This window comes from uncultured Plantibacter sp., assembly GCF_963518075.1.
Taxonomy (GTDB): Bacteria; Actinomycetota; Actinomycetes; order Actinomycetales; family Microbacteriaceae; genus Plantibacter; species Plantibacter flavus_A.
The window spans coordinates 270,712-293,687 of sequence record NZ_CAUQHZ010000002.1 but is presented as its reverse complement, the minus strand read 5'-3'; the positions used below and the strand labels follow the sequence as shown (position 1 = coordinate 293,687).

19 protein-coding genes are annotated in these 22,976 nt (G+C 69.9%); 13 read left to right on the top strand and 6 right to left on the bottom strand.

Annotated features, from left to right (window positions below; translation table 11 throughout):
- The first annotated feature begins 6 nt into the window (after positions 1-6).
- Genes RWN05_RS05070 through RWN05_RS05060 form a run of 3 tightly spaced genes read left to right on the top strand, consistent with a single transcriptional unit; the run spans position 7 to position 5,227 of the window.
- On the top strand, positions 7-1,542 hold the full coding sequence (locus RWN05_RS05070; protein WP_064293736.1) for an alpha-N-arabinofuranosidase: 1,536 nt from the start codon (positions 7-9) through the stop codon (positions 1,540-1,542).
- Positions 1,539-2,837, top strand: a complete 1,299-nt coding sequence (locus RWN05_RS05065) for a glycoside hydrolase family 27 protein (protein ID WP_314138793.1) — start codon at positions 1,539-1,541, stop codon at positions 2,835-2,837. Before RWN05_RS05070 ends, RWN05_RS05065 begins: the two co-directional genes overlap by 4 nt.
- Positions 2,837-5,227 carry a glycosyl hydrolase family 95 catalytic domain-containing protein gene (locus RWN05_RS05060; RefSeq protein WP_314138791.1) on the top strand — a complete coding sequence of 797 codons (2,391 nt, stop codon included), beginning with the start codon at positions 2,837-2,839 and terminating at the stop codon, positions 5,225-5,227. The genes RWN05_RS05065 and RWN05_RS05060 overlap by 1 nt, the downstream gene beginning before the upstream one ends.
- Positions 5,228-5,247: 20 nt before the next feature.
- Here RWN05_RS05060 and trxA read toward each other — a convergent pair whose 3' ends face one another.
- On the bottom strand, positions 5,248-5,625 hold the full coding sequence (gene trxA / locus RWN05_RS05055) for a thioredoxin (RefSeq protein WP_056006082.1): 378 nt from the start codon (positions 5,623-5,625) through the stop codon (positions 5,248-5,250).
- 95 nt (positions 5,626-5,720) lie between these two features.
- Complete coding sequence (locus RWN05_RS05050; protein WP_314138789.1) at positions 5,721-6,605, bottom strand: DUF2510 domain-containing protein; 885 nt, start codon at positions 6,603-6,605, stop codon at positions 5,721-5,723.
- Between the two features lie 143 nt (positions 6,606-6,748).
- On the opposite strand from RWN05_RS05050, the gene RWN05_RS05045 reads away from it, so the two are divergent.
- The 10 genes from RWN05_RS05045 to RWN05_RS05000 all read left to right on the top strand — a co-directional run bounded on the left by RWN05_RS05045 (position 6,749) and on the right by RWN05_RS05000 (position 17,600).
- Positions 6,749-7,129 (top strand): hypothetical protein, encoded by a 381-nt coding sequence (locus RWN05_RS05045; RefSeq protein WP_314138788.1) that lies wholly within the window; start codon positions 6,749-6,751, stop codon positions 7,127-7,129.
- The gene (locus RWN05_RS05040; protein ID WP_314138786.1) at positions 7,126-7,968 is read left to right on the top strand and encodes an AraC family transcriptional regulator; all 843 of its coding nucleotides are present in this window, start codon (positions 7,126-7,128) and stop codon (positions 7,966-7,968) included. Before RWN05_RS05045 ends, RWN05_RS05040 begins: the two co-directional genes overlap by 4 nt.
- Positions 7,969-8,130: 162 nt before the next feature.
- Entirely contained in the window at positions 8,131-9,192 is a 1,062-nt protein-coding gene (locus RWN05_RS05035) for an ABC transporter substrate-binding protein (protein WP_314138784.1), read from the top strand.
- An 8-nt stretch (positions 9,193-9,200) separates the two neighbouring features.
- Positions 9,201-10,298, top strand: a complete 1,098-nt coding sequence (locus RWN05_RS05030) for an iron chelate uptake ABC transporter family permease subunit (RefSeq protein WP_314138782.1) — start codon at positions 9,201-9,203, stop codon at positions 10,296-10,298.
- Positions 10,295-11,341 (top strand): iron chelate uptake ABC transporter family permease subunit, encoded by a 1,047-nt coding sequence (locus tag RWN05_RS05025; RefSeq protein ID WP_071260006.1) that lies wholly within the window; start codon positions 10,295-10,297, stop codon positions 11,339-11,341. Before RWN05_RS05030 ends, RWN05_RS05025 begins: the two co-directional genes overlap by 4 nt.
- Before the next feature lie 11 nt (positions 11,342-11,352).
- Complete coding sequence (locus tag RWN05_RS05020) at positions 11,353-12,141, top strand: ABC transporter ATP-binding protein (protein ID WP_314138781.1); 789 nt, start codon at positions 11,353-11,355, stop codon at positions 12,139-12,141.
- Positions 12,138-13,790 (top strand): ABC transporter ATP-binding protein, encoded by a 1,653-nt coding sequence (locus RWN05_RS05015; protein ID WP_314138779.1) that lies wholly within the window; start codon positions 12,138-12,140, stop codon positions 13,788-13,790. Before RWN05_RS05020 ends, RWN05_RS05015 begins: the two co-directional genes overlap by 4 nt.
- Positions 13,783-15,594 carry an ABC transporter ATP-binding protein gene (locus RWN05_RS05010; RefSeq protein WP_314138778.1) on the top strand — a complete coding sequence of 604 codons (1,812 nt, stop codon included), beginning with the start codon at positions 13,783-13,785 and terminating at the stop codon, positions 15,592-15,594. The genes RWN05_RS05015 and RWN05_RS05010 overlap by 8 nt, the downstream gene beginning before the upstream one ends.
- Positions 15,591-16,481 carry a siderophore-interacting protein gene (locus RWN05_RS05005; protein ID WP_314138777.1) on the top strand — a complete coding sequence of 297 codons (891 nt, stop codon included), beginning with the start codon at positions 15,591-15,593 and terminating at the stop codon, positions 16,479-16,481. The genes RWN05_RS05010 and RWN05_RS05005 overlap by 4 nt, the downstream gene beginning before the upstream one ends.
- Before the next feature lie 66 nt (positions 16,482-16,547).
- A complete protein-coding gene (locus RWN05_RS05000; protein WP_314138776.1) occupies positions 16,548-17,600 on the top strand; it encodes a LacI family DNA-binding transcriptional regulator in 1,053 nt (350 codons plus the stop codon).
- 72 nt (positions 17,601-17,672) lie between these two features.
- Here RWN05_RS05000 and RWN05_RS04995 read toward each other — a convergent pair whose 3' ends face one another.
- From RWN05_RS04995 to RWN05_RS04980, 4 genes are read right to left on the bottom strand one after another with little or no spacing between them, the layout of a single operon-like run.
- On the bottom strand, positions 17,673-19,811 hold the full coding sequence (locus RWN05_RS04995) for a family 10 glycosylhydrolase (RefSeq protein ID WP_314138774.1): 2,139 nt from the start codon (positions 19,809-19,811) through the stop codon (positions 17,673-17,675).
- Entirely contained in the window at positions 19,808-20,704 is an 897-nt protein-coding gene (locus RWN05_RS04990; protein ID WP_314138772.1) for a carbohydrate ABC transporter permease, read from the bottom strand. Before RWN05_RS04990 ends, RWN05_RS04995 begins: the two co-directional genes overlap by 4 nt.
- On the bottom strand, positions 20,704-21,669 hold the full coding sequence (locus tag RWN05_RS04985; RefSeq protein ID WP_064293720.1) for a carbohydrate ABC transporter permease: 966 nt from the start codon (positions 21,667-21,669) through the stop codon (positions 20,704-20,706). Before RWN05_RS04985 ends, RWN05_RS04990 begins: the two co-directional genes overlap by 1 nt.
- The gene (locus RWN05_RS04980) at positions 21,669-22,973 is read right to left on the bottom strand and encodes an ABC transporter substrate-binding protein (RefSeq protein ID WP_071259985.1); all 1,305 of its coding nucleotides are present in this window, start codon (positions 22,971-22,973) and stop codon (positions 21,669-21,671) included. Before RWN05_RS04980 ends, RWN05_RS04985 begins: the two co-directional genes overlap by 1 nt.
- Positions 22,974-22,976: the final 3 nt, after the last annotated feature.

Genomic DNA, 22,976 nt, shown 5'->3' with positions numbered 1-22,976 from the left:
TCACCCATGGACTCCACTGCGACCGTCACCGTCGACCTCGACCGGCCAGGACCCACGATCAGCCGACACGTCTACGGCCACTTCGCGGAACACCTCGGACGCGGCATCTACGACGGCTTCTGGGTCGGCGAGGACTCGCCCGTGCCGAACATCGGCGGCATCCGGCTCGACGTCGTGGAGGCGCTCCGCGAACTGCGCATCCCGAACCTCCGCTGGCCGGGCGGCTGCTTCGCGGACCGCTACCACTGGACGAGCGGCATCGGACCTCGCGAGGACCGCCCGAAGCTCGTCAACACGCAATGGGGCGGGACGAGCGAGACCAACGCGTTCGGCACCCACGAGTTCATGGAGCTGTGCGAGCTCCTCGGTGCCGACGCCTACGTCTCGGGCAACCTCGGTTCAGGCACGGTGCAGGAGATGGCCGACTGGATCGAGTACCTGACCGGTGCCGGGGAGACCCCGATGGCCGAGTTGCGTCGCGCGAACGGCCGGGAGGAGCCCTGGGACGTCCCGTTCTGGGGGCTGGGAAACGAGCCCTGGGGGTGCGGTGGCAACCTGCGGGCCGGCGCGTACGCGGACCTGGCACGCCGATTCGGTACCTTCTGCGAGAGCGGCGGGAAGGTCCCGCTCTACCGGGTCGCCGCCGGCGCCGACGGGTTCGACGTGGCCTGGACCAAGACGCTGATGGAGGTCGTCGCCGACGTGGCCACCCACCCGTTCTCGGCGACCCCCTGGGAAGCCGTCTCGGTGCATTACTACACGATCGGCGGCAGCTGGAAGGCGAAGGGCAGCGCGACCGGGTTCGACGCCGCGGAGTACTGGAGCACGATCACCGCAGCACAGGGCGTCGAGCAGCTGCTGTCGTCGCACGCCGCCGTCATGGACGTGTACGACCCGGAGGAACGGTTCGGCATGGTGCTCGACGAGTGGGGCACCTGGTGGGACGTCGAGCCGGGCACGCACCCCGGGCATCTGTTCCAGCAGAACACCATCCGCGACGCCATGGTCGCCGCCTGGCACTTCGACGTGTTCCACCGATTCGCGGGCCGGCTGCGCATGGCCAACATCGCGCAGACGGTCAACGTCCTGCAGGCGATGCTCCTGACCGATCCCGACGGCGGCGAGATGGTCCGGACGCCCACCTTCCACGTCTTCGAGATGAACAGCCCGCACCAGGACGCCACGTCCCTCCCGACGCACGTGGTCGGGCCGGTCCGCGACGCCGACGCCGCACACGCGGGTGGCATCCCGACCGTCTCCGCCTCGGCGAGCGTCAAGGACGGCGTCCTCCATTGCTCGTTGACGAACGTCGACCTCGATGCTCCACTCGTCATCGAGGTCGACGTCCGTGGCGGGTCCGTGGTCGAGCCGCACGGCCGGCTGCTCACCGCTGCGCGGCCCGACGCCCACAACCGTCCCGGTGAGACCGACGCCGTGTCACCGCGACCGCTCACGGGTCTCGACGTCACACCGACGGGTCTTCGCGTCACGCTCCCACCGCACTCGTTCGCAACCATCACGGCTCAGGTCGTCGCGCCATGAGCGAGGTGGAGATCGCGGTCACCGAGGTGCGTGCAGCACGTCGGGCACGGGCGGACCGCCCGCCGATGGGCTGGAACAGCTGGGACTGCTTCGGAGGGTCCGTCACGGAGGCCGAGGTACTCGCCAACGCCGCGTTCCTGGCCGAGCACCTGCTGCCCGTCGGCTGGGACACGGTGGTCGTCGACATCCAGTGGTACGAACCGGCGCCCGGCGTCGGCGACTACGAGCGCGTCTCCCAGCCGACGCTCGACGCTTGGGCCCGACCGCAACCCGCGCCGAACCGGTTCCCGTCTGCGGCGTCGGGCGGCTTCCGCGCGCTCGCCGACCGCGTGCACGCGCTCGGGCTCCGCTTCGGGGTGCACCTCATGCGTGGCGTGCCGCGTCTGGCCGTCGACCTCGACCTCCCGATCCTCGGTTCGACCGCCCGCTGCGGGGACATCGCCGATCCGTCCAACGTCTGCCCGTGGAACCCCGACAACGTCGGCGTCGACATGACCGCCCCGGGCGCCCAGGCCTACTACGACTCGGTCATGGCACAGCTCGCGGACTGGGGTGTCGACCTCATCAAGCTCGACGACGTGCTCTACCCACCGATCCAGACCGCCGAGATCGAGGCCATCTCGCGGGCGATCGACTCGACCGGTCGACCGATGGTGCTCAGCCTGTCCCCGGGCAAGCGACTCTCGACCGAGCACCTCGACACCCTTCGATCGACGGCGCAGCTATGGCGGATCTCCGACGACCTCTGGGACGACTGGTCGGCGGTGCTCGAACAGTTCCAGCGCCTGGCCCGCTGGGCGCCCCTCCAGCGTCCGGGGGCGTGGGCCGATGCCGACATGCTCCCGCTCGGGCGGATCGGCATCCGGGCCCACGTCGGTTCGGACCGGCTGAGTCGCCTCACCCTGGACGAACAACGGACGCTCATGACCCTCTGGTGCATCGGCCGGTCGCCGCTCTTCTTCGGCGGCCACCTCCCGGACACCCCGGCGCACACGCTCGCGCTGCTGACCAACCCGGACGTGCTCGCCCTGCTCGGCAGCGACGGGAGCCGGGAGATCATCCGCGACGGCGACCTCGTCGTCTGGGCGGCGGAGCTCGGCGAGACCCGGTGGCGCGCGGTGTTCTGGCTCGGCGATGCGGACACCGAGCTGCGGGTGCACCTGGCCGATCTCGGTTGCGCCGATCGATCGTCCGTCTCCGAGCTGTGGAGTGGTCGGCCGTTGCCCGTCGTCGACGGCGCCGTCGACACGTCCCTGCCCGCGCACGGTGCCGTGCTGCTCCGACTCGACCACTGATGGATCACCGACAGCAGCGCGTCGAGCGTCATCGAATCGAACTCGACGGACCGGCCACCCGGTTCGTCGATCGGTTCCTCATCGGGAACGGGACGTTGGGCGCGGCGCTCGACGGCGTGCCCGGACGGGAGGGCATCGACCTCTCCCTGGACACGTTGTGGTCGGGAGGTCCGCGACGCCCGGGCGACGGGCCGGCGGGCCGCTCGCTTCCCAGTCCGCTGGAGTCCGTGCGCCGGGCGATCGCCGGCGGCGACCCCGTCGCAGCCGATTGCCGCGCGGCTGCACTACGCGGGACCACGTTCACCGAGTCCTTCCAGCCGCTCGGCCGCCTCACGGTCGAGTACGCGCCGCCCGACGGCGGTTCGCGCGCGACACGGACCGCCGATCTCGCGCGCGGTGTCGTCGAGACGACGTCCACGAGCGACGGCGCGGAGGTCACGCTCCGCGCGTTCGTGTCGGCGGTGGACGATGTGCTGGTCGTCGAGCTGCTGGGTGACGGTGTCCGTGAACCGAGGGTCGGGTTCGCGACGCCGCACCCGTCGACGACGGAGGAGCGCATGGACGGCGACAACCGATGGTGGTCGGTGGCCGGCCGTGCGCCGGCGATCGTGCGACCGTCGTATCTCGGCGGTGACGATGACGAGGCCATCCGGTACCCGACCGACGTCCCGGACGCCGACGGTCTCGTCGACGCCGGCATGGCCTGGGCGCTGACGATCGCGGTGCAACCGATCCCGGGCGGGTTCCGCCTCGTCGCCGGTGCACGTTCCGGGTACCGCGGGTGGCGAGAACGGCCGTCGGGCGACCCGTCGACGCTGCTGGAGCACACCCAGGGGACGGTCTCGCGTGCGTTGCAGCGATCCGGCGAAGCGTTGCTCCATCGGCACGTCGCCGACCATCGGTCGCTCTTCGACCGCGTCGACCTTGAGCTCTCGGCATCGGCGTCCGCGTCGGCCGACCTCGCGGAGCGCTACTTCGACCTCGGACGGGCGCTCCTCATCGGCAGCTCCCGACCGGGGAGTGAGCCGGCGAACCTCCAGGGGGTCTGGAACGACCAGGTCAGGCCGCCCTGGAGCGCGAACTTCACCACCAACATCAACCTCCAGATGAACTACTGGCCGGCGGAGAGCACCGGCCTGGGTGACCTGGTCGAGCCACTCACCCGGTTCATCGGTGAACTGGTGGAAGCCGGGCGGCGGACCGCCGGCGAGTCCTACGGCCTCGACGGGGCGGCAGCCCACCACAACAGCGACCTCTGGAGGCACACGGACGCCGTGCCGCTCGATGCGCACTGGGCGAACTGGCCGAGCGCGCTCCCCTGGCTCATCGCGCACCTGCACCGCTGTCTGGACGACGGTGGCGCTGATCACGCCGCTCGTGTCGCCGTCCTGCAGACCGTCGAGCCGGTGGTCTCGTTCGTCCTGGGAATGGTCGTCACGGATGCCGCCGGATCGATGGTCGTGAGTCCGTCGACCTCACCGGAGAACCGGTTCGTGGTCGACGCGGATCACACAGCGGCGGTGACGGCCGGCGTGACGATGGACCAGGAGCTGGCGCACGAGTGCCTCCGCGAGTACCTCGCCCTCGCGGAGCGGGTCGGCGACGGCATCGCGGACGTCGGGCTCCTGGCTCGAGCACGCGACACCGTGGCCGCCCTCCGACTGCCGCAGGTCGGCCGCGACGGAACACTCCTGGAGTGGGCCGAGGAGCGGGAGCCGATCGAGCCCGGCCACCGACACCTCTCCCACCTGTACGGCCTGTACCCGGGGACCCGGATCACCGAATCGGCCACGCCCGAGCACTTCGAGGCAGCCCGACGCGCACTGCGACGGAGACTCGCGAACGGCGGTGGCGGAACCGGGTGGAGCATGGCCTGGGTCCTCTGCCTGGCCGCACGACTCCGTGATCCAGGGCTCGCGTCCGAGGCGCTCGACACGCTGCTCGGTCCGCTGTCATCGGCCTCGCTGCTCGACCTGCACCCGATGGGCGACCTCGACGACGTGTTCCAGATCGACGGCAACCTGGGTGGGACGGCCGGTGTCGTCGAGCTGCTCGTCCAGGGGCACGGCGGTGTCCTGTCGCTGCTGCCGACCCTCCCGGCCGAGTGGTCGGCGGGACGGTTCCAAGGGTTCCGGGTCCGTGGTGGACACGTCGCGGATGTCGAGTGGAGCCGTCATCGCCCCGTCGCAGCGACGCTGCTTCTCGCGGCCGGCGGCGTGCTCGTCGAGCTGCCGGACGACGGCTCGATGATGACCGTCGCGGGCCCTGGCGGCGTACTGCCGACCCGGCTGGAGGACGGCGCGCCGGCCGGGCGGCGGCGGATCAGGCTCGACGAGCCCGGTGTCCACCGGCTCGAGTTCGCGCGTCCACCCGGCGATCCGGAGGACTGACCGCCTCCTCCGGACGTCGGCTACTCGGCCTGTGCCTCCGCCTTCGCCGCTGCGATGGCGGCGTGCACTTCGGACATGTCGAGACCGCGCACCTGGGAGATGAGGTCCTCGAGTGCCGGCGCGGGGAGGGCACCGGCCTGCGAGAAGACGAGCACGCCGTCGCGGAACGCCATGAGCGTGGGGATCGACGTGATCTGCATCCCGCTCGCGAGCTCCTGGTTCGCCTCGGTGTCGACCTTGGTGAACACGACGTCCTGGTGCTGCTCGCTCGACTGCTCGAAGACGGGGCCGAAAGCCTTGCACGGGCCGCACCACTCGGCCCAGAAGTCGACCAGGACGATGCCTTCGGCCGACACGGTGTCCTCGAAGTTCGAGATGGTCAGTTCCTGCGTGGTCATCGTGTGCCCTTCGGATCGGTGGTCGGACGCGTCGCATCCGACTGACGAGCCTACCGGCGGACGACAGGTCGTCCTCCCCTTGTGCCGTGCCGCGGTCAGCGCCCGGGCGGCAGATCCGGGAGAAGGAGGAGCCGGCGCTGCATCCGCGACATGATCAGGAGCACCCCGCCGAGGACCGCGAACAGGACGCCGCCACCGACGACGATGCCGCCGATGATCCCTCCGAGGAAGCCGTAGCCGTCGCCGCTGCTGTTGACGAGGATGACCACGCCGACGGCCAAGGCGAGCACACCGATACCGAGGACGGCCCAGGACATGACGAGATAGATGCGGAACGCGCGCGCTCCATGGAGCGTCGGCCGGACACCGTACTGGGTTCCGACGTACTGGGCCCAGCGTGAGCCGGTCCACCACCTCGTCGCCCGCGGCGACACGGAGTACCAACCGGCACCGGGACCGTCCTGCTCACCCGGCAATGGACGGACCACGTCGATGACCACCGGGGCGGCGACCGGCTGCGGGATCCGCCGCACCGCCGTCGTCTGGGCGGCGATACCGAACCAGAGCAGCGTCAGGAGGAGCATCGGGAATCCGTTGACCGACAGGTGGCTGGACAGCGCGCCGAGGCTGAACTGCGCGATCGCGAGCACGAGGAAGACCGAGCCGAACACCCAGGCCAAGCTCGGTTGCTCGGTTGTCGCCCAATCGGTCCCGGGCTTCCCGTTCTTGACCCTGAGCCCCGTCCAGTGCGAGCCGTCCCACCATCGGAGCTGATCCGGCCCCGTCGGATACCAGCCCGGCTGCGGTCCGGACGGCGGCTGCGACGGCGACGCCACGGGAGTCGGTGCCAGCAGTGTGACCGGCACCTCCTGCTTCACCGGTGGCGCGGCGTCGGCCTCCTGAGCAGTCCACTGCGTTCCATCCCACCAGCGCAACTTGCCCGGCGTCCCCGCCTCGTACCATCCCGGTGCAGCGGTCATCGCTGCTCCTTCCCCCGAAGATCACGCTCATGACGTCCATGCAGCGACCCCAGTGTCCCGTCTGCGAGTCATCGCGGCAAGCCACCGTTGTCGAACATCGTGCGAGCCAGGTAGGTTGACGGCGACGTGATGAAGGGACCACCGTGGCCAAACGCAAGACGCCGGAGCAGATCGCCGACGAGGAACGTCGCTACGAGCTCGCGCGATCGGCGAGCACGTTCGAGGAGTTCTCCGTCCTCGCGAACGACCCCAATCAGGCGATCCGCGCCGCTGCGGCCCACAACCCGGCAGCCGACCCAGCGGCGTTGGAGCTCTTCCTCGAGGACCGCTTCTGGGGTGCGCGCATCGAGATCGCGCTGCACCCGAACGCCACGGACGAGCTTCTGATCCGCCTCCTCGAAGCCGATCCGCGCAAGCGTGGCGTCGTCCACCACGAGGCGGAACGCCGGCTGGCGGCGAAGGGCTTCCGCTTCGACGACGACGGCCTCCCGCTGACCGACGACGCGGGCACGAGCGCTCGTTGAGCCCGTACAGCCAGGTCGACTGGGACGCGAGCCCCGAGCATCCGTCGTCCGTCGCCGAACCGTATCTGATGGGCACCGGCGTCGTCACCGACGAGGACACCAGGAGTCGACCGCTCTCGCCACCGCACCGTCATCCGGACGCCATGCTCGCCTGGTGCTACCGCGGCACCGTGTGGGTGCACCTCCCGAACGCGATGTGGCGCCTCGCACCGGGTCAAGGCGTCTGGATCCCAGCACACACGCCGCACACCGCGCACCACGAGCGCGACTCCACCGGGTGCTACACCTACCTCCCCGCCACCTCGCTGATCGCGCCCGTCGAGACCGTCACCCAGGTCCTTGTCCCGCGTGCGGTGCAGGAGATGTTGCTGCACCTCGGCATCAACGACATGCCGACCGACCTCCGGGTCCGTGCGCAGGCGGTCCTCATCGAGATGCTGCAGCAGCCCGCGCCGGAGACGGCGGACGGCTGGGGCGAGATCCCGATGCCGTCCGCCGATCGTGTCCGTCCGCTCGTCCGTGCGATCCTCGCCGACCCGGGTGACCTCCGGGGCGCGCGCGAGCTGTTCGACGTGCACGGCCTCCACGAGCGCACCGTGCTGCGGATCTTCCAGCATGACACCGGGATGAGCTTCGCCCGGTGGCGAACGGGCGTCCGGATGACGCTCGCGGCGCGGCTGATCATCGACGGCATGCCGATCGGGGCGGCAGCACACCGGTGCGGGTACGCGTCCTCGAGCGCCTTCTCCGCGAGCTTCCGAGCCCGGTTCGGTATGACCCCGCGGGAGTACGTGGAACGGGTGCAGGCGGACCCCGCCCACCAGCTCTACTGGCGCTGATCCACCCGGGCACGCATCGTCCTGTCGGATCGGCGACAGAACTCGTCGGTTCCTCGACACTGTCACGCCGTGAAGCACCCTACGATCGTTCTGTTAGGACATGCTTACCTAACTTCTGGATCGCCAGCGGTGATCCCACTCCCCCCTCTTCAAAGGAGCCCCATGCCGCACGCTTTCGCGCGCCCGAACGTCCGCCGAGGATCCACCCTCCTCGCCGCCGTCATCGCCACCGCTCTCGCTCTCGCCGGATGTTCGGCCGCCACCGGCGACACCGGATCGACGACGGCATCGACCGACGGCGTCGTCATCGAACACGCCCACGGTGAGACCGTCATCCCGCAGAAGCCGGAACGGATCGTGGCCCTCGGGTGGATGACGCCCGACATCGTCGCCGCCCTCGGCACCAACCCCGTCGGCATCGAAGAGGTCTGGGGAGCCGGTGAGAGCGGCTATCAGCCCTGGTTCGAAGACCACGTCTCCGAGGCGTACGGCGAGATGCCCGAGATCATCCCCTTCACGGACGACGGCCCGAACTACGAGGCGATCAAATCCCTGAAGCCCGACCTGATCCTCAGCCTTTACTCCGGTGTCACCGACATCGAATACGAGCGGCTCACCGAGATCGCCCCGACCGTCCCCTACATCGAGGGACCCTGGAACCCGGGCACCTGGGAGGGCATGACCCGCACCGTCGGGAAGGCGATGTCGGAGGAGGCCAAGGCCGAGGAGCTCATCGGCGAGACCGAGGATCTCATCACCTCCCTCGCCGACGCACACCCCGAGTTCGACGACAAGAGCTTCGTCTGGGGCCTCACCCTGAACGAAGGCGGGACGGACCTCGGCGTCTACCTCGAGTACGACCCGCGGGTCCGCATCACCGAAGCACTCGGCTTCACCTCGACCTCGGCGATGGACGGCTTCCTCGCGAGCGCCGAGGGCGACAACTGGTACACCGGCGTCAGCCTCGAGCAGCTCTACGACGTGGACGCCGACCTGTTCGCCGCATGGGGCGGAAGCGCCGAGGAAGGGACGTACACGGTCGAGAACGCCGTGGTGTCGCGCTGGGCGCCGATCGCCGCCGGGTCCTACGTGATCTACGCCGACGCCGCCAAGGCCTCTGCGATCAGCGCGCCGACCGTCCTGTCCCTGCAGTACGTCCTGCCCGGCTACGTCGACGACCTCGCAGCGGCCCTGCAGGGCGAGCCGACCATCGACGGCAAGTGACGTCGGAGATGTCCCGGTCCGCCGCCCCGTCAGCAGCGCCGGCTGCGGGCGGGGCGGCGGACGTCCCGACGCCCGGTGGGGCCGGACGCGCGGACGTCTCGCCCCACCGCACCGGGACCCTCGCCGTCGGGCTCCTCGTCGCCACCGTGGTGCTGATCGCCGCAGCCGTCGCCTCACTCGTCATCGGCAATCGGGCCATCGACCCCTTGACCGTCGTCCGCGCGCTCGTCGCCTATGACGACGCGAACCCCCTGCACCTCATGGTCATGGAGCTGCGCGTCCCACGGACGCTGCTCGGTATCCTGGTCGGTGCGGCGCTCGCCGTCTGCGGCGGGCTCATCCAGGCCTTCACCCGCAACCCGCTCGCCGACCCTGGCATCCTCGGGGTGAACGCCGGTGCGTCGTTCGCCGTGACCTTCGCGGTCGGTGTCCTGGGACTGACGACTCCCGGCACCTACGTCCCGTTCGCCCTGGCGGGTGCGTTCATCCTCACGGTGATCGTCTACACGCTCGGATCCGTCGGGGCCTCGGGCGCGACCCCGATGAAACTGACCCTCGCGGGGGTCGCCCTCGGTGCCGCCTGCACCGGTTTCACCACCGCGATCGTGCTGCGGGACGAAGGCACCCTGCAGGTCATGCGCTTCTGGAGCGTGGGATCCGTCGGAGGCCGCACCCTCGACCAGCTCACCTGGGCTGCTCCGTTGATCGTCGCGGGCCTCGTGATCGGCCTGCTCTGCGCCCGGTCGCTGAACGCGCTGACCCTGGGAGACGAACTCGCCCAGGCGCTCGGGGCGCGAGTGCGCAGCACCCGGGTGTGGGTCGTCGTGGCCGTGACCCTCCTGGCCGGTACGGGCGTCGCAGCCGCCGGTCCCATCGCCTTCGTCGGACTCATGATCCCCCATGTCGTCCGGTGGTCCACAGGCCCCGACCAGCGCTGGGTGCTGACGTACTCGATGGTGATCGGCCCCGCGTTCCTGCTGCTCGCAGACGTCCTCGGCCGGATCGTGCTGCCCTCCGGAGAGCTCCGGGTGGGGATCGTCACGGCACTCCTCGGCGCCCCCATCCTGATCATGCTCGTCCGCCGGAAGCGGGTGAGCGGACTGTGAGCGTCGTCGACCACGGCCGACGCCAGATCCGCGTGGAGACCGTGCACATCGCGACGCTCGTACCGGTGCGGTCCGTCCTCGTGTGCCTCGGACTCGTCGTGGTGATCATCGGAGCAGGGCTGTTCGCGACGACGATCGGCGCGTACGAGATCGGCTTCGACGCGGTGATCCGGGCGATCGTCGACCCCGCGTCCGACCCCGACGTCCGCCAGGTCGTGACCGAGTGGCGACTCCCACGGGTGCTGTTCGCGGTGCTCTGCGGAGCGGCACTCGCGCTCTCCGGAGGTATCTTCCAGTCGCTCACCCGCAACCCGCTCGGCTCACCGGACATCATCGGGTTCGGTGTCGGCGCACAGTTCGGCGTCACGCTGACGATGCTCGTCCTCGGGCTCAACACCTACCTGTTCAAAGCCGCCGGGGCACTCGTGGGCGGTCTACTGACCGCCCTGCTCGTCGCCGTCCTCGCGAACCGCCACACCATGTCGTCCTTCCGGCTGATCATCGTCGGCATCGGCGTCTCGGCCGGGCTCGGTTCCCTCACCTCCTGGATCCTCATCTCGGTCAGCGTCGAGCAGGCGATGATGGCGGCCACCTGGGGTGCAGGATCCCTCGCCTCGCTCGGCTTCGACCAACTGCTCCCCGCCGCCACGGCGTTCGTCGTGTTCGCCCTGCTGGCTCGGCCACTCCGGCGTTCCCTCCCCGTGCTCGAGATGGGAGACGACGCCGCCATGGCCCTCGGCGTGCGTCCCGGACGCACTCGCCTGATCGCCATGGTGGTCGGTGTGGCCCTCGTGGCGCTCGTCACCGCCGCGGCCGGCCCGATCTCGTTCATCGCCTTGGCCGCCCCGCAGATCGCTCAACGGCTCACCCGCTCGAACACCCCGATGGGCCTCGCGCCGGTGATGCTCACCGGAGCCGCCCTGGTCGTCGTCTCCGACGCCGTCGCCCAGCTGCTCGCGGTCCCGGTCGGCGTGGTGACGCTCTCGGTCGGTGGCATCTATCTGACCTGCCTGCTGGCCGCCCAGTTCGTGCGCCGCACGTGAAAGGAACTCCCATGACCACGTCGCTCCTCGCCCGCGACCTCACCCTGGGCTACGGCGATGCTCCGATCGTCTCCGAGCTGTCGCTCGAGGTGCCGGACGACTCGTTCACGATCATCATCGGACCGAACGCCTGCGGCAAGTCGACCCTGCTCCGCGGACTCGCACGGCTCCTGCGCCCGACCGCCGGCGCCGTCCTCCTCGACGGGGCCGACATCCGCGCATCGAAACCGAAGGACACCGCTCGCCGACTCGGGCTCCTCCCCCAATCCGCCATCGCCCCCGACGGGATCACCGTCGCCGACCTCGTCGGGCGCGGCCGGTTCCCGCACCAGAGCGCGATGCGGACGTGGAGCAGCGCCGACGAAGCGGCGGTCTCGGAGGCGATGGCCGCGACGGGGGTCACGGAGCTGTCCCGCCGGCTGGTCGACGAGCTCTCGGGCGGACAGCGGCAACGCGTCTGGGTCGCGATGGCACTCGCCCAGCAGACGAAACACCTGTTGCTCGACGAGCCGACGACGTTCCTCGACGTCGCGCACCAGATCGAGCTGATGGAGCTGTTCACGGATCTGCACCGCAGCGGCACCACCCTCGTCGCGGTCCTCCACGACCTCAACCACGCCGCCCGCTATGCGACGCATCTCGTCGCGATGCGCGACGGCGCGATCGTCGCCCAGGGCGATCCGCAGGAGATCATCACCGCCGACCTCGTGGAGGCCGTGTACGACCTGCCGTGCCGGGTCATCACCGACCCCGTCTCCGGTACCCCGCTGGTGCTCCCGCTCGGACGGCGGAGCCGGTGAGCGGGACGACGACGAATACGCCGCGGCGCCTCTTCGGCATCGCGCTGGGAGCGGACGGTCGCGGCGCCATGCTCGCCGCCGCGACCGGCCTCCTCATCGTGCACGCCCTGTCGGAGGCGGCGATCCCCGTGATCATCGGGGCGACCATCGACCGCGCGGTGGTGCCGTCCGATCCGGTCGCCCTCGGGGTCTGGATCGGGGTCCTGGTCGGAACCTTCCTCGTCCTGACGGTGAGCTACCAGTCGGCGTCGCGCCTCATGGTGTCGATCTACGGGCACGGCGAACAGGCGCTCCGGCACCTCACGCTCTCCCGGATGCTTCGGCCGCGGTTCTCACGACAGAACCTGTCGGCGGGTGAGGCCCTGACGGTCGTCACGTCCGACACCTACCGGGTGGCCGGCGTCGCCTGGTCGGTCGCGCAGCAGTCGGCGACCATCGCCGCGATCATCGGAGCCGCCCTGGCGATGTCGGTGATCTCGCCCGTGGCGACGATCGTGGTGTTCGTGTCGACCATCGGGATGATGCTCGTCATGCGCGTCGTGTCCCGCCCGCTGGAGCGCCGAGGGTTCGCCGAGCAACGGGCGGCGACCGAGGCCGGAGCGGTGGCCGCCGACTTCATGAGCGGGTTCCGAGTGCTCGTCGGCATCGGCGGGCGGGCTGAAGCCGTCCGGCGATATGACGCCGCCAGTGATGTCTCACGACGCGCAGCGACGGCCGCCGGGCGGTCCCTCGCCCTCTTCGACGCCGTGAGCGGCACGCTGGCGGCGTTCGTCCTGGCCGCACTCGTCGGCTTGTCCGCCTGGTTCGCTGCGGATGGGCGGATCAGCATCGGTGAGCTCGTGACGGTGCTCGGTCTCGCGCAGTTCATCAGCGGGTACCTCGCACAGGCGGGTTCCTTCCCATCGAACTGGATCCACAAGCTCGCGTCCGCCAAACGCCTGGCCGCGGTCGTCGACGCCGACGACCTGCTCGAAACGGGCGGTCGGCTGGACGAGCTGTCCGACTCCGGCCCTGCGTCCGACGTCGTGCTGTCCTTCCGCCCGGAACACCAGGACCGACCGGTGGACGTCCATGCTGGTGAACTGCTCGGCGTCCGGCCGCCCGACAGCGACACCGCGCGCGCCCTCTCCCGCCTACTCGGCATGCGGACCCCCGCGGAGCGCGGCAGCGTCTCGCTCGCTGTCGACGGTACACTCGTCGACCAGCTGGACCTCGACCCGGTGGCGTACCGCCGTCGTGTGGTCGCGCCACCGCACGGCCAGCGCATCATGAGCGGCACCCTGGCGGAAGCGGTCCGCGGTCATGACGCGACCGGCGACCCGGATGCGGTGTTCGTCGGCATGGCGGCGCTCGACGACGCGGTCGTGCAGCTCGGCGGTTGGTCGTCTCCGGTCGGTGAGGCGGGCAGACGGCTCTCCGGCGGGCAACGCCAGCGCGTCGGCATCGCCCGGGCGCTCCATGCCGGTGCGGACGTGCTCGTCCTCGACGAACCGACGTCGGCGGTCGACGTCCTCACGGAGACCCGCATCGCCCGAGCACTCGCGGCGCACGAGGGCACCGTCGTCGTCATCACCACCTCGCCGGTCCTGTTGAACGCCTGCGACCGGGTCGTCGAGCTCACTCCCGGTTCGGAGACCCGCCATGACTGATCCCGCCATGGAGCCCAGCACCGCCGAGATGCTCCCCGTCGCCGACGGCTCCCGCGTCCGAACCGTCGTCGGTGCCCTCCTCAGACGCCACCGCGGACGGACCGCCGCCGTGGTGGTCCTCTTCCTCGCAGCCGCCGCACTGGGCGTCGTGATGCCCGCCTGTCTCGGGCGGATCGTGGACGCCGTCGCTTCCGATGCCGGACTGAGCGTCGTCTCAGGCTGGGTGGCCGCAGCCGCGGTCGGCGCTGTCGGGGCGGTCGCGGTGACGCTGTGGGCGACTCGGGTGCTCACGGGGCTGGTGCAGGACCTGCTCGCCGAACTGCGCGAGGACGTGTTCGCCTCGGCCATGCGGCTCCCGGTGAGCACCGTCGACGACGGCGAGCGTGCCGATCTCCTGTCCCGGGTCACCGGCGACGTCGACGCGGTCGCGGAGGCCGGCGGGAACGTCGCCCCGACCCTGCTCTCCGCCGGGTTCGCGATCGGGGTGTCGGCCGTCGCCCTGGCAGCCGTCGACCCGTGGCTCGCGCTCGCCGGTCTCGCCTCGGCGCCGTGCTACGTCCTCGGGACCCGGGCGTTCCTCCGGCGATCCCGAGTGGTGTTCCGCACGGTCCGGATCCGCGAAGCGTCGCGCAGTCAGGCCGTGCTGGACGCGGTCGACGGCGCGGAGACCCTCGCCGCGTTCGCGGGCACGGACCACGCGCTCGAACGCGTCCGGGAACGCGCTACCGCCTCCATCGACGCGCAGATCGAGGGCGTGCGCGTCGCGAACCGTCTGTTCCGATGGATCAACTCGGGTGAGCTCGTCGGGCTGTCGGCGATCCTGGCGACCGGCTTCCTCCTCAACCTGCAGGGCACGATCACCGTCGGGCTCGTGACCACCGCCGCGCTCCTGTTCCACCGGCTGTTCGATCCGGTCGGCCGGCTCATCTTCGGGCTCGACGACATCCAGCGGGCCACGGTCGGGCTGGCTCGGCTCGTCGGGGTCATCGACCTCGCAGCAGCGTCGCCCGCGATGCCGGAGTCGCCCTCGCCCGTCGGCGGTACCGCGGACGATGTCGCCGCACCGCCGGCGATCCGAGTGCACGACCTGACGTTCCGCTATCCGACCACGGACCGCGGGGTCACGCAGGTCACCCTGGACGTGCCGCCCGGGACGACCACTGCGCTCGTCGGCACGTCCGGCTCGGGCAAGAGCACCCTGGCGCGGGTCGTCGCCGGACACCATCCCCCGACGTCGGGGCGGGTGCTCGTCGGCCACACCCCGTACTACCTGTCGCAGGAGCTCCACCACTTCCGTGGCTCGATCGCCGACAACCTCAGGCTCGGCGCACCGGACGCCAGCCGGGACGAGATGGTGTCGGCGCTCCGTGCCGTCGGAGCCGAATGGGCGGTCACCGCGTTGCAGGACGACCCGGCGGCGGACCCGACCGACTCGAGGCCGTCGCCCGTGCCGCTGGACGAGGGACGGATCCAGCAACTCGCGGTCGCTCGGGCGTTCCTGGCGGACCCGGCGATCGTGATCCTCGACGAGGCGACGGCCGACGTCGGCTTGCACCATCGCGACGCCGTCGAAGCGGCGATCGCCGCCCTCCGGACGGACCGGACCGCGCTGCTGATCGCGCACCGGTTGGAGCAGGCCGCCACCGCCGACCGGATCGCGGTCTTCGCGGACGGTCGGATCGTCCAACACGGCACGCACGCGGAGCTCCTCGCCTCGCCCGGCCCCTACCGCGAGTCCTGGCTCGCGCACAGCCCGCACCCGACCCAGCACACCGAACCGACCCGAGAGGCCGAGACGCCATGAAGATCCACCGCGGCATCGTGACCGCAGCGACACCCCTGAGTCCGAACCTGATCCGCATCACCCTCGGCGGTCCGGGCGTCGAGGACTTCGAGAGCACCGGCACGGGTGATGAGTACGTCCGCGTCTTCTTCCCCCACGGCGCCGACCCGACGGAGGTCTCGCTCCCGGTACCGGCAGGCGACTGGTGGGAGACGCCGGAGGGCTCCCCGCAGGCACCGATGCGGACGTACACGATCAGCGCCGTGCGGCAGGACCCCGTCGAGATCGACATCGACTTCGTCGTGCACGACGCCGGGGTCGCGGGGCCGTGGGCGGCTCGCGCCCAGCCCGGGCACGTGCTCGGCCTGAACTCGCCCACCGGTCTGTACGCGCCGCCCGCCGACATCGGTTGGCAGGTGCTCGTCGCGGACCTCACCGGCCTTCCCGCAGTCAGGCGCATCGTCGCACGGACTCCGCGAGGACTGCGGACCCGCGTGGTGCTCGAAGTACCGAGCGAGCGGGATCGGGTCGCGGTCGAGACGAACGACGACGTGACGGTCACCTGGGTGGTGGGCGGCAACGGACACGGCCCGAGCGCGCTGGGCCGACTCGTCCGGAGTGTCGTGGACGAGCGCCTCCCGCTCGATCACGGCTACATCTGGGTGGCCGGCGAGACGGTGGCCCTCCGCGACGTGCGCAAGTATCTGCGCAGGGAGCTCGGGCTACCCGCCACCCGGTTCAAGGTGGTCGGCTACTGGACGCCGATCGCAGCATGGGACGAGAAGTTCGCCGCCCTCCCGGCCTCGGTCCAGCGGGAACTCGAGGCGATCTGGGCGCCGATCGACGGCGTCGAGCCGGAGGACGTACAGATCCGGTACGAGGAGCAGCTCGAACGGCACGGGCTCTGACCTCTCGCCGGTCCACGGGTTCGGGTGTCCGGCCCAATAGGCTGAGGGCGAAAGGACGACACGGCCATGACCTCACCTGCCGGGCGCCGGAGACACGGCCGCCCCACCATCTCCGATGTCGCCGCGCTCGCGGGCGTGTCGGCGGGAGCGGTCTCGAAGGTCTTCAACGGCACGGGTCGCATCTCGCCGCCGACCGCCGAGCGTGTCCGGGAGGCCGCGCGCAAACTCAACTGGACGCCGAACCCGGCTGCGATCGCTCTCCGGACCTCGCGCGCCCAGGCGATCGGGCTCGTCCTCACCAGTTCCTCCCCGGTTCCCGAGGTCGGTGCGGCCAATGTCGGACTCATCTCCGGGATCGAGTCCCTCCTCAGTCCCCGCGAGTACGGGCTCCTCCTGAACGTCTTCCTCACGGGACAGCACGACGAATCGGCGTTCTACCGGTCCCTCGCTGAGCGCCAGCGGATGGACGGCGTCATCCTCACCAACTCGGTGGTCGGCGACACCCGCTTCGACCTCATGCGCGACCTCGGTGTGCCCGCGGTGCTCGTCGGCACCCCGTGGAAGCCGGGCGTGGTCGACTACATCGACGCGGACCCGCCGAGCGCCGGCATCCCCGAGACGGTCGACCACCTCGTCGGTCTGGGCCACCGCGACGTCGCGTTCGTCAGCGGCCCCGACGGGTTCGTGCTCCCGAACATCCGACGCGAGGCGTTCACCGCCCGGCTCGCCCATCACGGGCTCACCCCGCACTCCATCTCGAGCGTCGGCTATTCGCCGGCGGCCGCCGCCGAGGAGACGAGTCGGCTCCTCGACGGGGCGGCACCGCCGACGGCGATCCTCTACGGCACCGACACCATGGCGATCGCCGGGATGCGGACGATCCAGAGCCGTGGACTGCGGGTCCCCGAGGACGTCTCGGTCGTCGGGTTCGAGGGGCTCGAGGTCGGCGAATGGGTCGACCCCCAGCTCACCACCGTCCAGCGGTTCGCGTTCCAGCGTGGGCGGGCGGCGGCGGCGAAGCTCCTCGGCCTCCTCGGTGAGACCATCGAGGAGGACGTACCGCTCGAGAAGCCGGTGCTCATCGTCCGTCAGTCCACCGCCCCGCCGCGCGGCCGCTGACGAGACCGGGACGCGTCGGGGCCGACACCTGCGGTGCCGACCCCGATCAGCGGGCGTGGGCCCACCACCCCCTCAGAAGCTCAGTCTGACCATCCCGAGCTCGCGGACGGTCGGGAGCTCCACGATGATCGTGCCGTCGGCCACGGCCACCGGAGCCGGCGTCCGCCGATCGTCGAGGACCACCTCCGCCATGAGCTCGGCCGGGACGACGGGACGCCCTGTGGCCTCCGCCAGTCGCGCGGCGTCGATCTGCACCCGGATGCCGGTGAGCTCGGTCACCGCACGTTGCTGGCCCCGCATCGCCAACGGGTCGGTGAGATTGGCGAACGCCAGCATGAACGCCGCTCCGTCCGTCCATACCGCCGCATCCAGGAGCCCCGGGCCGTCGATCCGAACCAGACTCGATCCCCCGAGCGCGGCCTCGATCGTGTTGCCGAGCAGGGTGAGGTGATCACCGAGGAGCGTCTCGTGGTACAGCTCGGCGAGGTTGAAGGCGATGACCTGGACCGTCCCGGCGCCCGCCTGCACCGTCCCGCCGTCGTCCGACGTCGCCAACGACGCACGGAACACCGCGGGGTCCACGGCTTCACCTCGCGGGTAGACCTCCTCCATGGGGAGGTCGGGGTGATCGGGCACGAACCGCCAGTGCACGACGGCCTCGGTGGTCGGCGCGAAGCGGGCCAGACGGGTTCCACCGATGATGCGGTCCGCGCCGTCCAGACCGGCGGCGAGTGCGCCGTCGGACGCGCGTTGCACGTAGTTGTTCCGAACGACCCCGGCCGAGCGGGCGGTCAGCGGTGCGCCCGTGAGCTCGGTCACGAGCGGTGTACCCCCGTCGATCAGGGGCCCGGCTCCGGTCACCACGAGCTCACCGCCGCCCTCGACGAAGGCACGCAATGCAGCGGCGGACCGTTCGTCGATCTCGTCGATCTCCGGGAGGACGACCACCCTGGTCTCAGGCAGTCCGAGCCGATGCAGGCCACGGGGGCCGACGAACTCGAACGGCGTCCGCAGCTCGACGAGTGCTTGGTACATGCCGGAGGCGGCCCGTCGCGTCCGGGCGTCGGCGAAGGCGTTGTCCACGTCCCAGACGCACACTTCGGCGACCGGGCGCGACTGCTGCCAGATCGCACCGATCTCGCGATGCAGCGTGAACGCCCGCTCGACCGCTGGAATCCAGCGCGTGTCGTGGATCCGCGCGGCGAACTTCGTGAACCACGGGAACGCTCCGTGCACGAAGCCGTCGACGATCCAGCCCACGGTCTCCTGACCCGCGTTGACGGAGTCCTTCCAGCGGTAGCCGTGCGACTCGGGCCCGACGGAGGTGATGAGCCCCACCGGCTTGTCGGGGTGGATGGACCGGGTCCGCTTCGCGTCGCGGCCGGCCGCCCACTGGGTCTCCCCCTCGTTGCGCGCCTGGTGGTCCACGAGGAAGAACGGGACATGCAGGCGGGCGACGTCGTCGCGAAGCTCGCCCGCCGCGAACGAGCCGAGGTTGGGGATGAAGCGCACCTCCGGCTTCACGTCCTGGACCGCCGCGTCCCAGTGGGCGACCAGGTCGCTCAGCCGCTCCCGGCGCCATCCCCGGTAAGCCCGCCAGGACTCTCCGTCGACGGCGTCGCGTGAGGTCGGCAGGGCGAGCCCGGACGCCGCGCGGAAGAGTCGCTGCGCGGTCTCGGTGTACCCGGGTCCGTGACCCTGCCACCGGTTCGCGAACACCGCGTCGATGTCGTAGTCCGAGGTGACCTCGCGTGCGACCTCGGTCGTGAACTCCCAGTTGTAGTCGCCGAACGCGTCCGTCACGAAGGTGCCCGGGTGTGCCCAGTGCTCCTGCAGTGCCCCGTCCTCGGTACGGGCGATCCACTCCGGATGGGCGTCACGGACGTCCCGATGGACGGCGTGCGGGTCGATCCGAGCCATGACGACCATGCCACGACTCCGTGCGAGATCGACGATCTCGCCGAGGAGATCGCGGTCTCCGAGGTGCCGGCTGCGGTAGTGCAACGGGATTGAGGTCGGATAGAACGCGATGTACCCCCCGGCGCTGATGCAGATCGCGGTCGACGCGGTCCGGTCCAGGACGTCGGCCCACGCGTCGAGGTCGAAGTGGAGCGGGTCGTCCTCGACGAACGTCAGTTGTGTCCAGCGCTGGTCGCCGGAGAACCAGGCGATCGTGTCGGTTCCGGTCGTGAGCGGCTGTGTCGTCGTCATTTGATTCCCGTCGTGGCGATGCCCTTGATGATGTACTTCTGCGCGAAGAGGAAGAAGAGGAGGATCGGGACGAGCGAGATGAGCGACATCGCGAACATGATGCCGATCCCGCTTTGCGTCTCCGTGTCGACGAGCGATTTGAGCGCCACCGGCACGGTGTACAGCTTCGTCTTCGTCAGGTAGAGGAGCGGTCCGAAGTAGTCGTTCCACGTCCAGATGAAGGTGAAGATCGTCGTCGTGATGAGTGCCGGCTGCATGAGGGGCAGGATCACCGACCAGAAGATGCGGAACGGGCCGGCACCGTCGAGCATCGCCGCGTGGTCGAGTTCCCGCGGGATGGTGCGGATGAACTGCACCATGAGGAAGATGAACACCGCGTCGGTCGCGAGGAACTTCGGGATGAGCAGCGGGGCGTAGGTGTTGATCCACCCGAGCTCCGCGAACAGGATGTACTGCGGGATGATCAGCACATGGAACGGCAGCATCATCGTCATGAGGGTGAGGCCGAAGTACAGCTTGTTCGCGCGGAAGTTCAGCCGTGCGAGCGCGTACGCCGTCACGGAGCAGGAGAACAGGTTCCCGACGATGGCCCCGACGGCGATGAGACCGGAGTTGAGGAGGAACGCTGTGAAGGGCGTCCCCAGGGAGTTCCATCCGTCCCGGTAGTTCGACAGCGTCACCTCGCTCGGGATGAGCCCCGTCTGCGACAGGATCAGGTTGCTGGGTTTGAAGGAGCTGACCACCATCCACAGCAACGGATACAGCATGAGGAGCGCGAACACCACGAGGAGGATGTGGCGGACGATCGGTCGCGGTCGGCCGGCGTCCCGCTTGCGCCGGGTCGGCGTGGGATCGGGGTCGGCTGGAAGGAGGGTGGTACTGGTGATGGCCATCATTCGTCTCCGTAGTGCACCCAGCGGCGCGAAAGGATGAAGTTGCCCGCCGTGGCGATCGCAATGACGATCAGGAGGACCCAAGCCATGGCAGCGGCGTAGCCCATGTCGAAGTTCACGAATCCCTCCTGATAGATGTAGAGGGTGTAGAACAGCGTCGAGTCGAGGGGTCCACCCGTGCCGCCACTGACCACGTGTGCTTGGGTGAACGCCTGGAACGCGCTGATCATCTGCAGGATCAGGTTCAGGAAGATGATCGGCGTGAGCAGCGGGATGGTGATCGACCAGAAGCGTCGCACCCGGCCGGCACCGTCGACCTCGGCGGCCTCGAGGAGTTCGTCCGGGACCTGACGCAGCCCGGCCAGGAAGATCACCATCGGCGAGCCGAAGGTCCACACGTTGAGGATGATCAGCGTCCACGGAGCGGTCGCGGGGTTCTGCAACCAGCTGTCCGCCTCGATGCCGAAGAACCCGAGCACCGTGTTGATGAGCCCTGCGTCGCCGAACAGCTGGCGCCACAGGATCGCGATCGCGACGCTGCCACCGAGGAGCGAAGGCAGATAGAAGGCGCTCCGGTACAGGGAGAGCCCGCGGATCCCCTTGTCGAGGATGACCGCCAGGAAGAGCGCGAAGGCGAGTTGCAAGGGCACGGAGACGAGCACGTACAGGCCCGTCACCCGTGCTGACGCCCAGAACCGCTCGTCGCCCATCATGCGGGTGAAGTTGTCGAACCCGATGAACGACGGTGCGGTCAGGAGGTCGTAGTCGGTGAAGGCGAGGACGGCGGACGCGATCAGCGGTCCTGCCGTGACGGCGATCATCCCGAGCATCCATGGGAGGAGGAAGACGTGTGCCACCCAGCCCTGCCGCTGGTGGGAGGCCCGACGCCGCTTCCGTCCGGTCGTCGTCGCGGATTCGGCCGTCCCGGTCCGCGCCTCGGGCTCGCGTTTCATGGTGAGGGTCATCAGTCGCCCACCGAGGAGGAGACGGCCGAGACGAAGTTCGACGCGGCCTGTGAGACCGAGGTGTTCCCGAGGGTCACGCCCTCGAGTTCGCGGATCATCACGGTGCGCCATGAACCGGAGCCGGCGGGAGCCTCGTATCGGGGCCGCTGCTCCTTCGCCGCGATGTCGCGGGTGGTCGCGATCACCTTCTGCTCGTCCGGGGTGGCCGACGGCTCGTACTCGTCGAGGAGCGCCAAGCTCGGTGGCGCCCCGGCCGACAGCCCCACCAGCTTCAGCAGGTCGATCGAGTTGAGGTTGTAGCTCATCAGTGCTCCGGCCGCGTCGACGCGGTCGTCCTCGATCCCGGCGTACATCGCGAACCGGCTGAAGTAGGTGAAGTGGTACCCGGGCGTCGCATCGGCGAGTGCCGGGACGTCCCGCTGCCGGAACTCGTAGTCGGGGAACGCTGCGGCCTCGTCGACGATGTGGTTCGAGTTGGCGAAGGTGGCGAGGACCTTGGCGCCGGTGTCGGACCAGCCGGGCTCGATGCCGTCCTGCTCGCTGATGCTGGTGGTCGCGCCCGCTTTGCGGAGCTGCTCCCACCAGTCGATCCACGCAGCGACGCCGTCCTCGCTCGCGGCCAGCCTGCCGTCCTTCGACCACAGGTCCTCGCCACGCTGACGCAGGAACGACTCGAAGGGCATGTCGTGGTAGGCGCCGTAGGTGGTGCCCTTCCGACCGGCGGCGTTGTTCTTCGAGTAGTCCGTGAGGAACTCGGCCAGGCTGTCCCAGGTGAGCGTCTCGGGGAGCGCGATGCCGTCCTCGTCCATGAAGGTCTGGTTGTACCGCAGGACCGGGGAGAACATCGACTTCGGCAGGGTGTTGAGCTCGCCGTCGATCCGGAAGAGGTCGAGTTCCGCCTCGCTGAACGCCGAAAGGTCGAGGGTGCCGACGTCGTCGAGTGGCCGGTAGATCTTCGCGTCCCGGTAGGTCAACACCGCGGGCGAGGGGATCCAGAAGACGTCAGGAACGTCGCGCGCCGCCATCTGCGTGGTCATGCGCTCCTGGTAGGCGGTGTAGTCACCGAACTCGGGCTCGATCGTGACGTCGCTGTTCTGCTTGCTGAACAGGTCCATCCCGGCCAGATAGGCCTTCTGGCGTTCAGCGCCTCCCCACCAGGCGAACCGGATGGTGGTGGCACCGCCGGCTCCGGAACCGCCTCCGATGGAGCAGCCGGCGAGGGCGAACGCTCCGAGCGAGAGGGCGCCGACCCCGGCGTAGGTGAGGAATCGGCGTCGGCTGACGTCCTGCGGCATGTTCGACATGGT

Bases quoted from the DNA above. Each gene is read 5' to 3' on its own strand.
- RWN05_RS04995 (WP_314138774.1), bottom strand. From the start codon at position 19,811: ATGACGACGACACAGCCGCTCACGACCGGAACCGACACGATCGCCTGG.
- trxA (WP_056006082.1), bottom strand. From the start codon at position 5,625: ATGACCACGCAGGAACTGACCATCTCGAACTTCGAGGACACCGTGTCG.
- RWN05_RS04985 (WP_064293720.1), bottom strand. From the start codon at position 21,669: ATGACCCTCACCATGAAACGCGAGCCCGAGGCGCGGACCGGGACGGCC.
- RWN05_RS05070 (WP_064293736.1), top strand. From the start codon at position 7: ATGGACTCCACTGCGACCGTCACCGTCGACCTCGACCGGCCAGGACCC.
- RWN05_RS05060 (WP_314138791.1), top strand. From the start codon at position 2,837: ATGGATCACCGACAGCAGCGCGTCGAGCGTCATCGAATCGAACTCGAC.
- RWN05_RS05000 (WP_314138776.1), top strand. From the start codon at position 16,548: ATGACCTCACCTGCCGGGCGCCGGAGACACGGCCGCCCCACCATCTCC.
- RWN05_RS05035 (WP_314138784.1), top strand. From the start codon at position 8,131: ATGCCGCACGCTTTCGCGCGCCCGAACGTCCGCCGAGGATCCACCCTC.
- RWN05_RS05065 (WP_314138793.1), top strand. From the start codon at position 1,539: ATGAGCGAGGTGGAGATCGCGGTCACCGAGGTGCGTGCAGCACGTCGG.
- RWN05_RS05030 (WP_314138782.1), top strand. From the start codon at position 9,201: ATGTCCCGGTCCGCCGCCCCGTCAGCAGCGCCGGCTGCGGGCGGGGCG.
- RWN05_RS04990 (WP_314138772.1), bottom strand. From the start codon at position 20,704: ATGGCCATCACCAGTACCACCCTCCTTCCAGCCGACCCCGATCCCACG.
- RWN05_RS05020 (WP_314138781.1), top strand. From the start codon at position 11,353: ATGACCACGTCGCTCCTCGCCCGCGACCTCACCCTGGGCTACGGCGAT.
- RWN05_RS05050 (WP_314138789.1), bottom strand. From the start codon at position 6,605: ATGACCGCTGCACCGGGATGGTACGAGGCGGGGACGCCGGGCAAGTTG.
- RWN05_RS04980 (WP_071259985.1), bottom strand. From the start codon at position 22,973: ATGTCGAACATGCCGCAGGACGTCAGCCGACGCCGATTCCTCACCTAC.
- RWN05_RS05010 (WP_314138778.1), top strand. From the start codon at position 13,783: ATGACTGATCCCGCCATGGAGCCCAGCACCGCCGAGATGCTCCCCGTC.
- RWN05_RS05005 (WP_314138777.1), top strand. From the start codon at position 15,591: ATGAAGATCCACCGCGGCATCGTGACCGCAGCGACACCCCTGAGTCCG.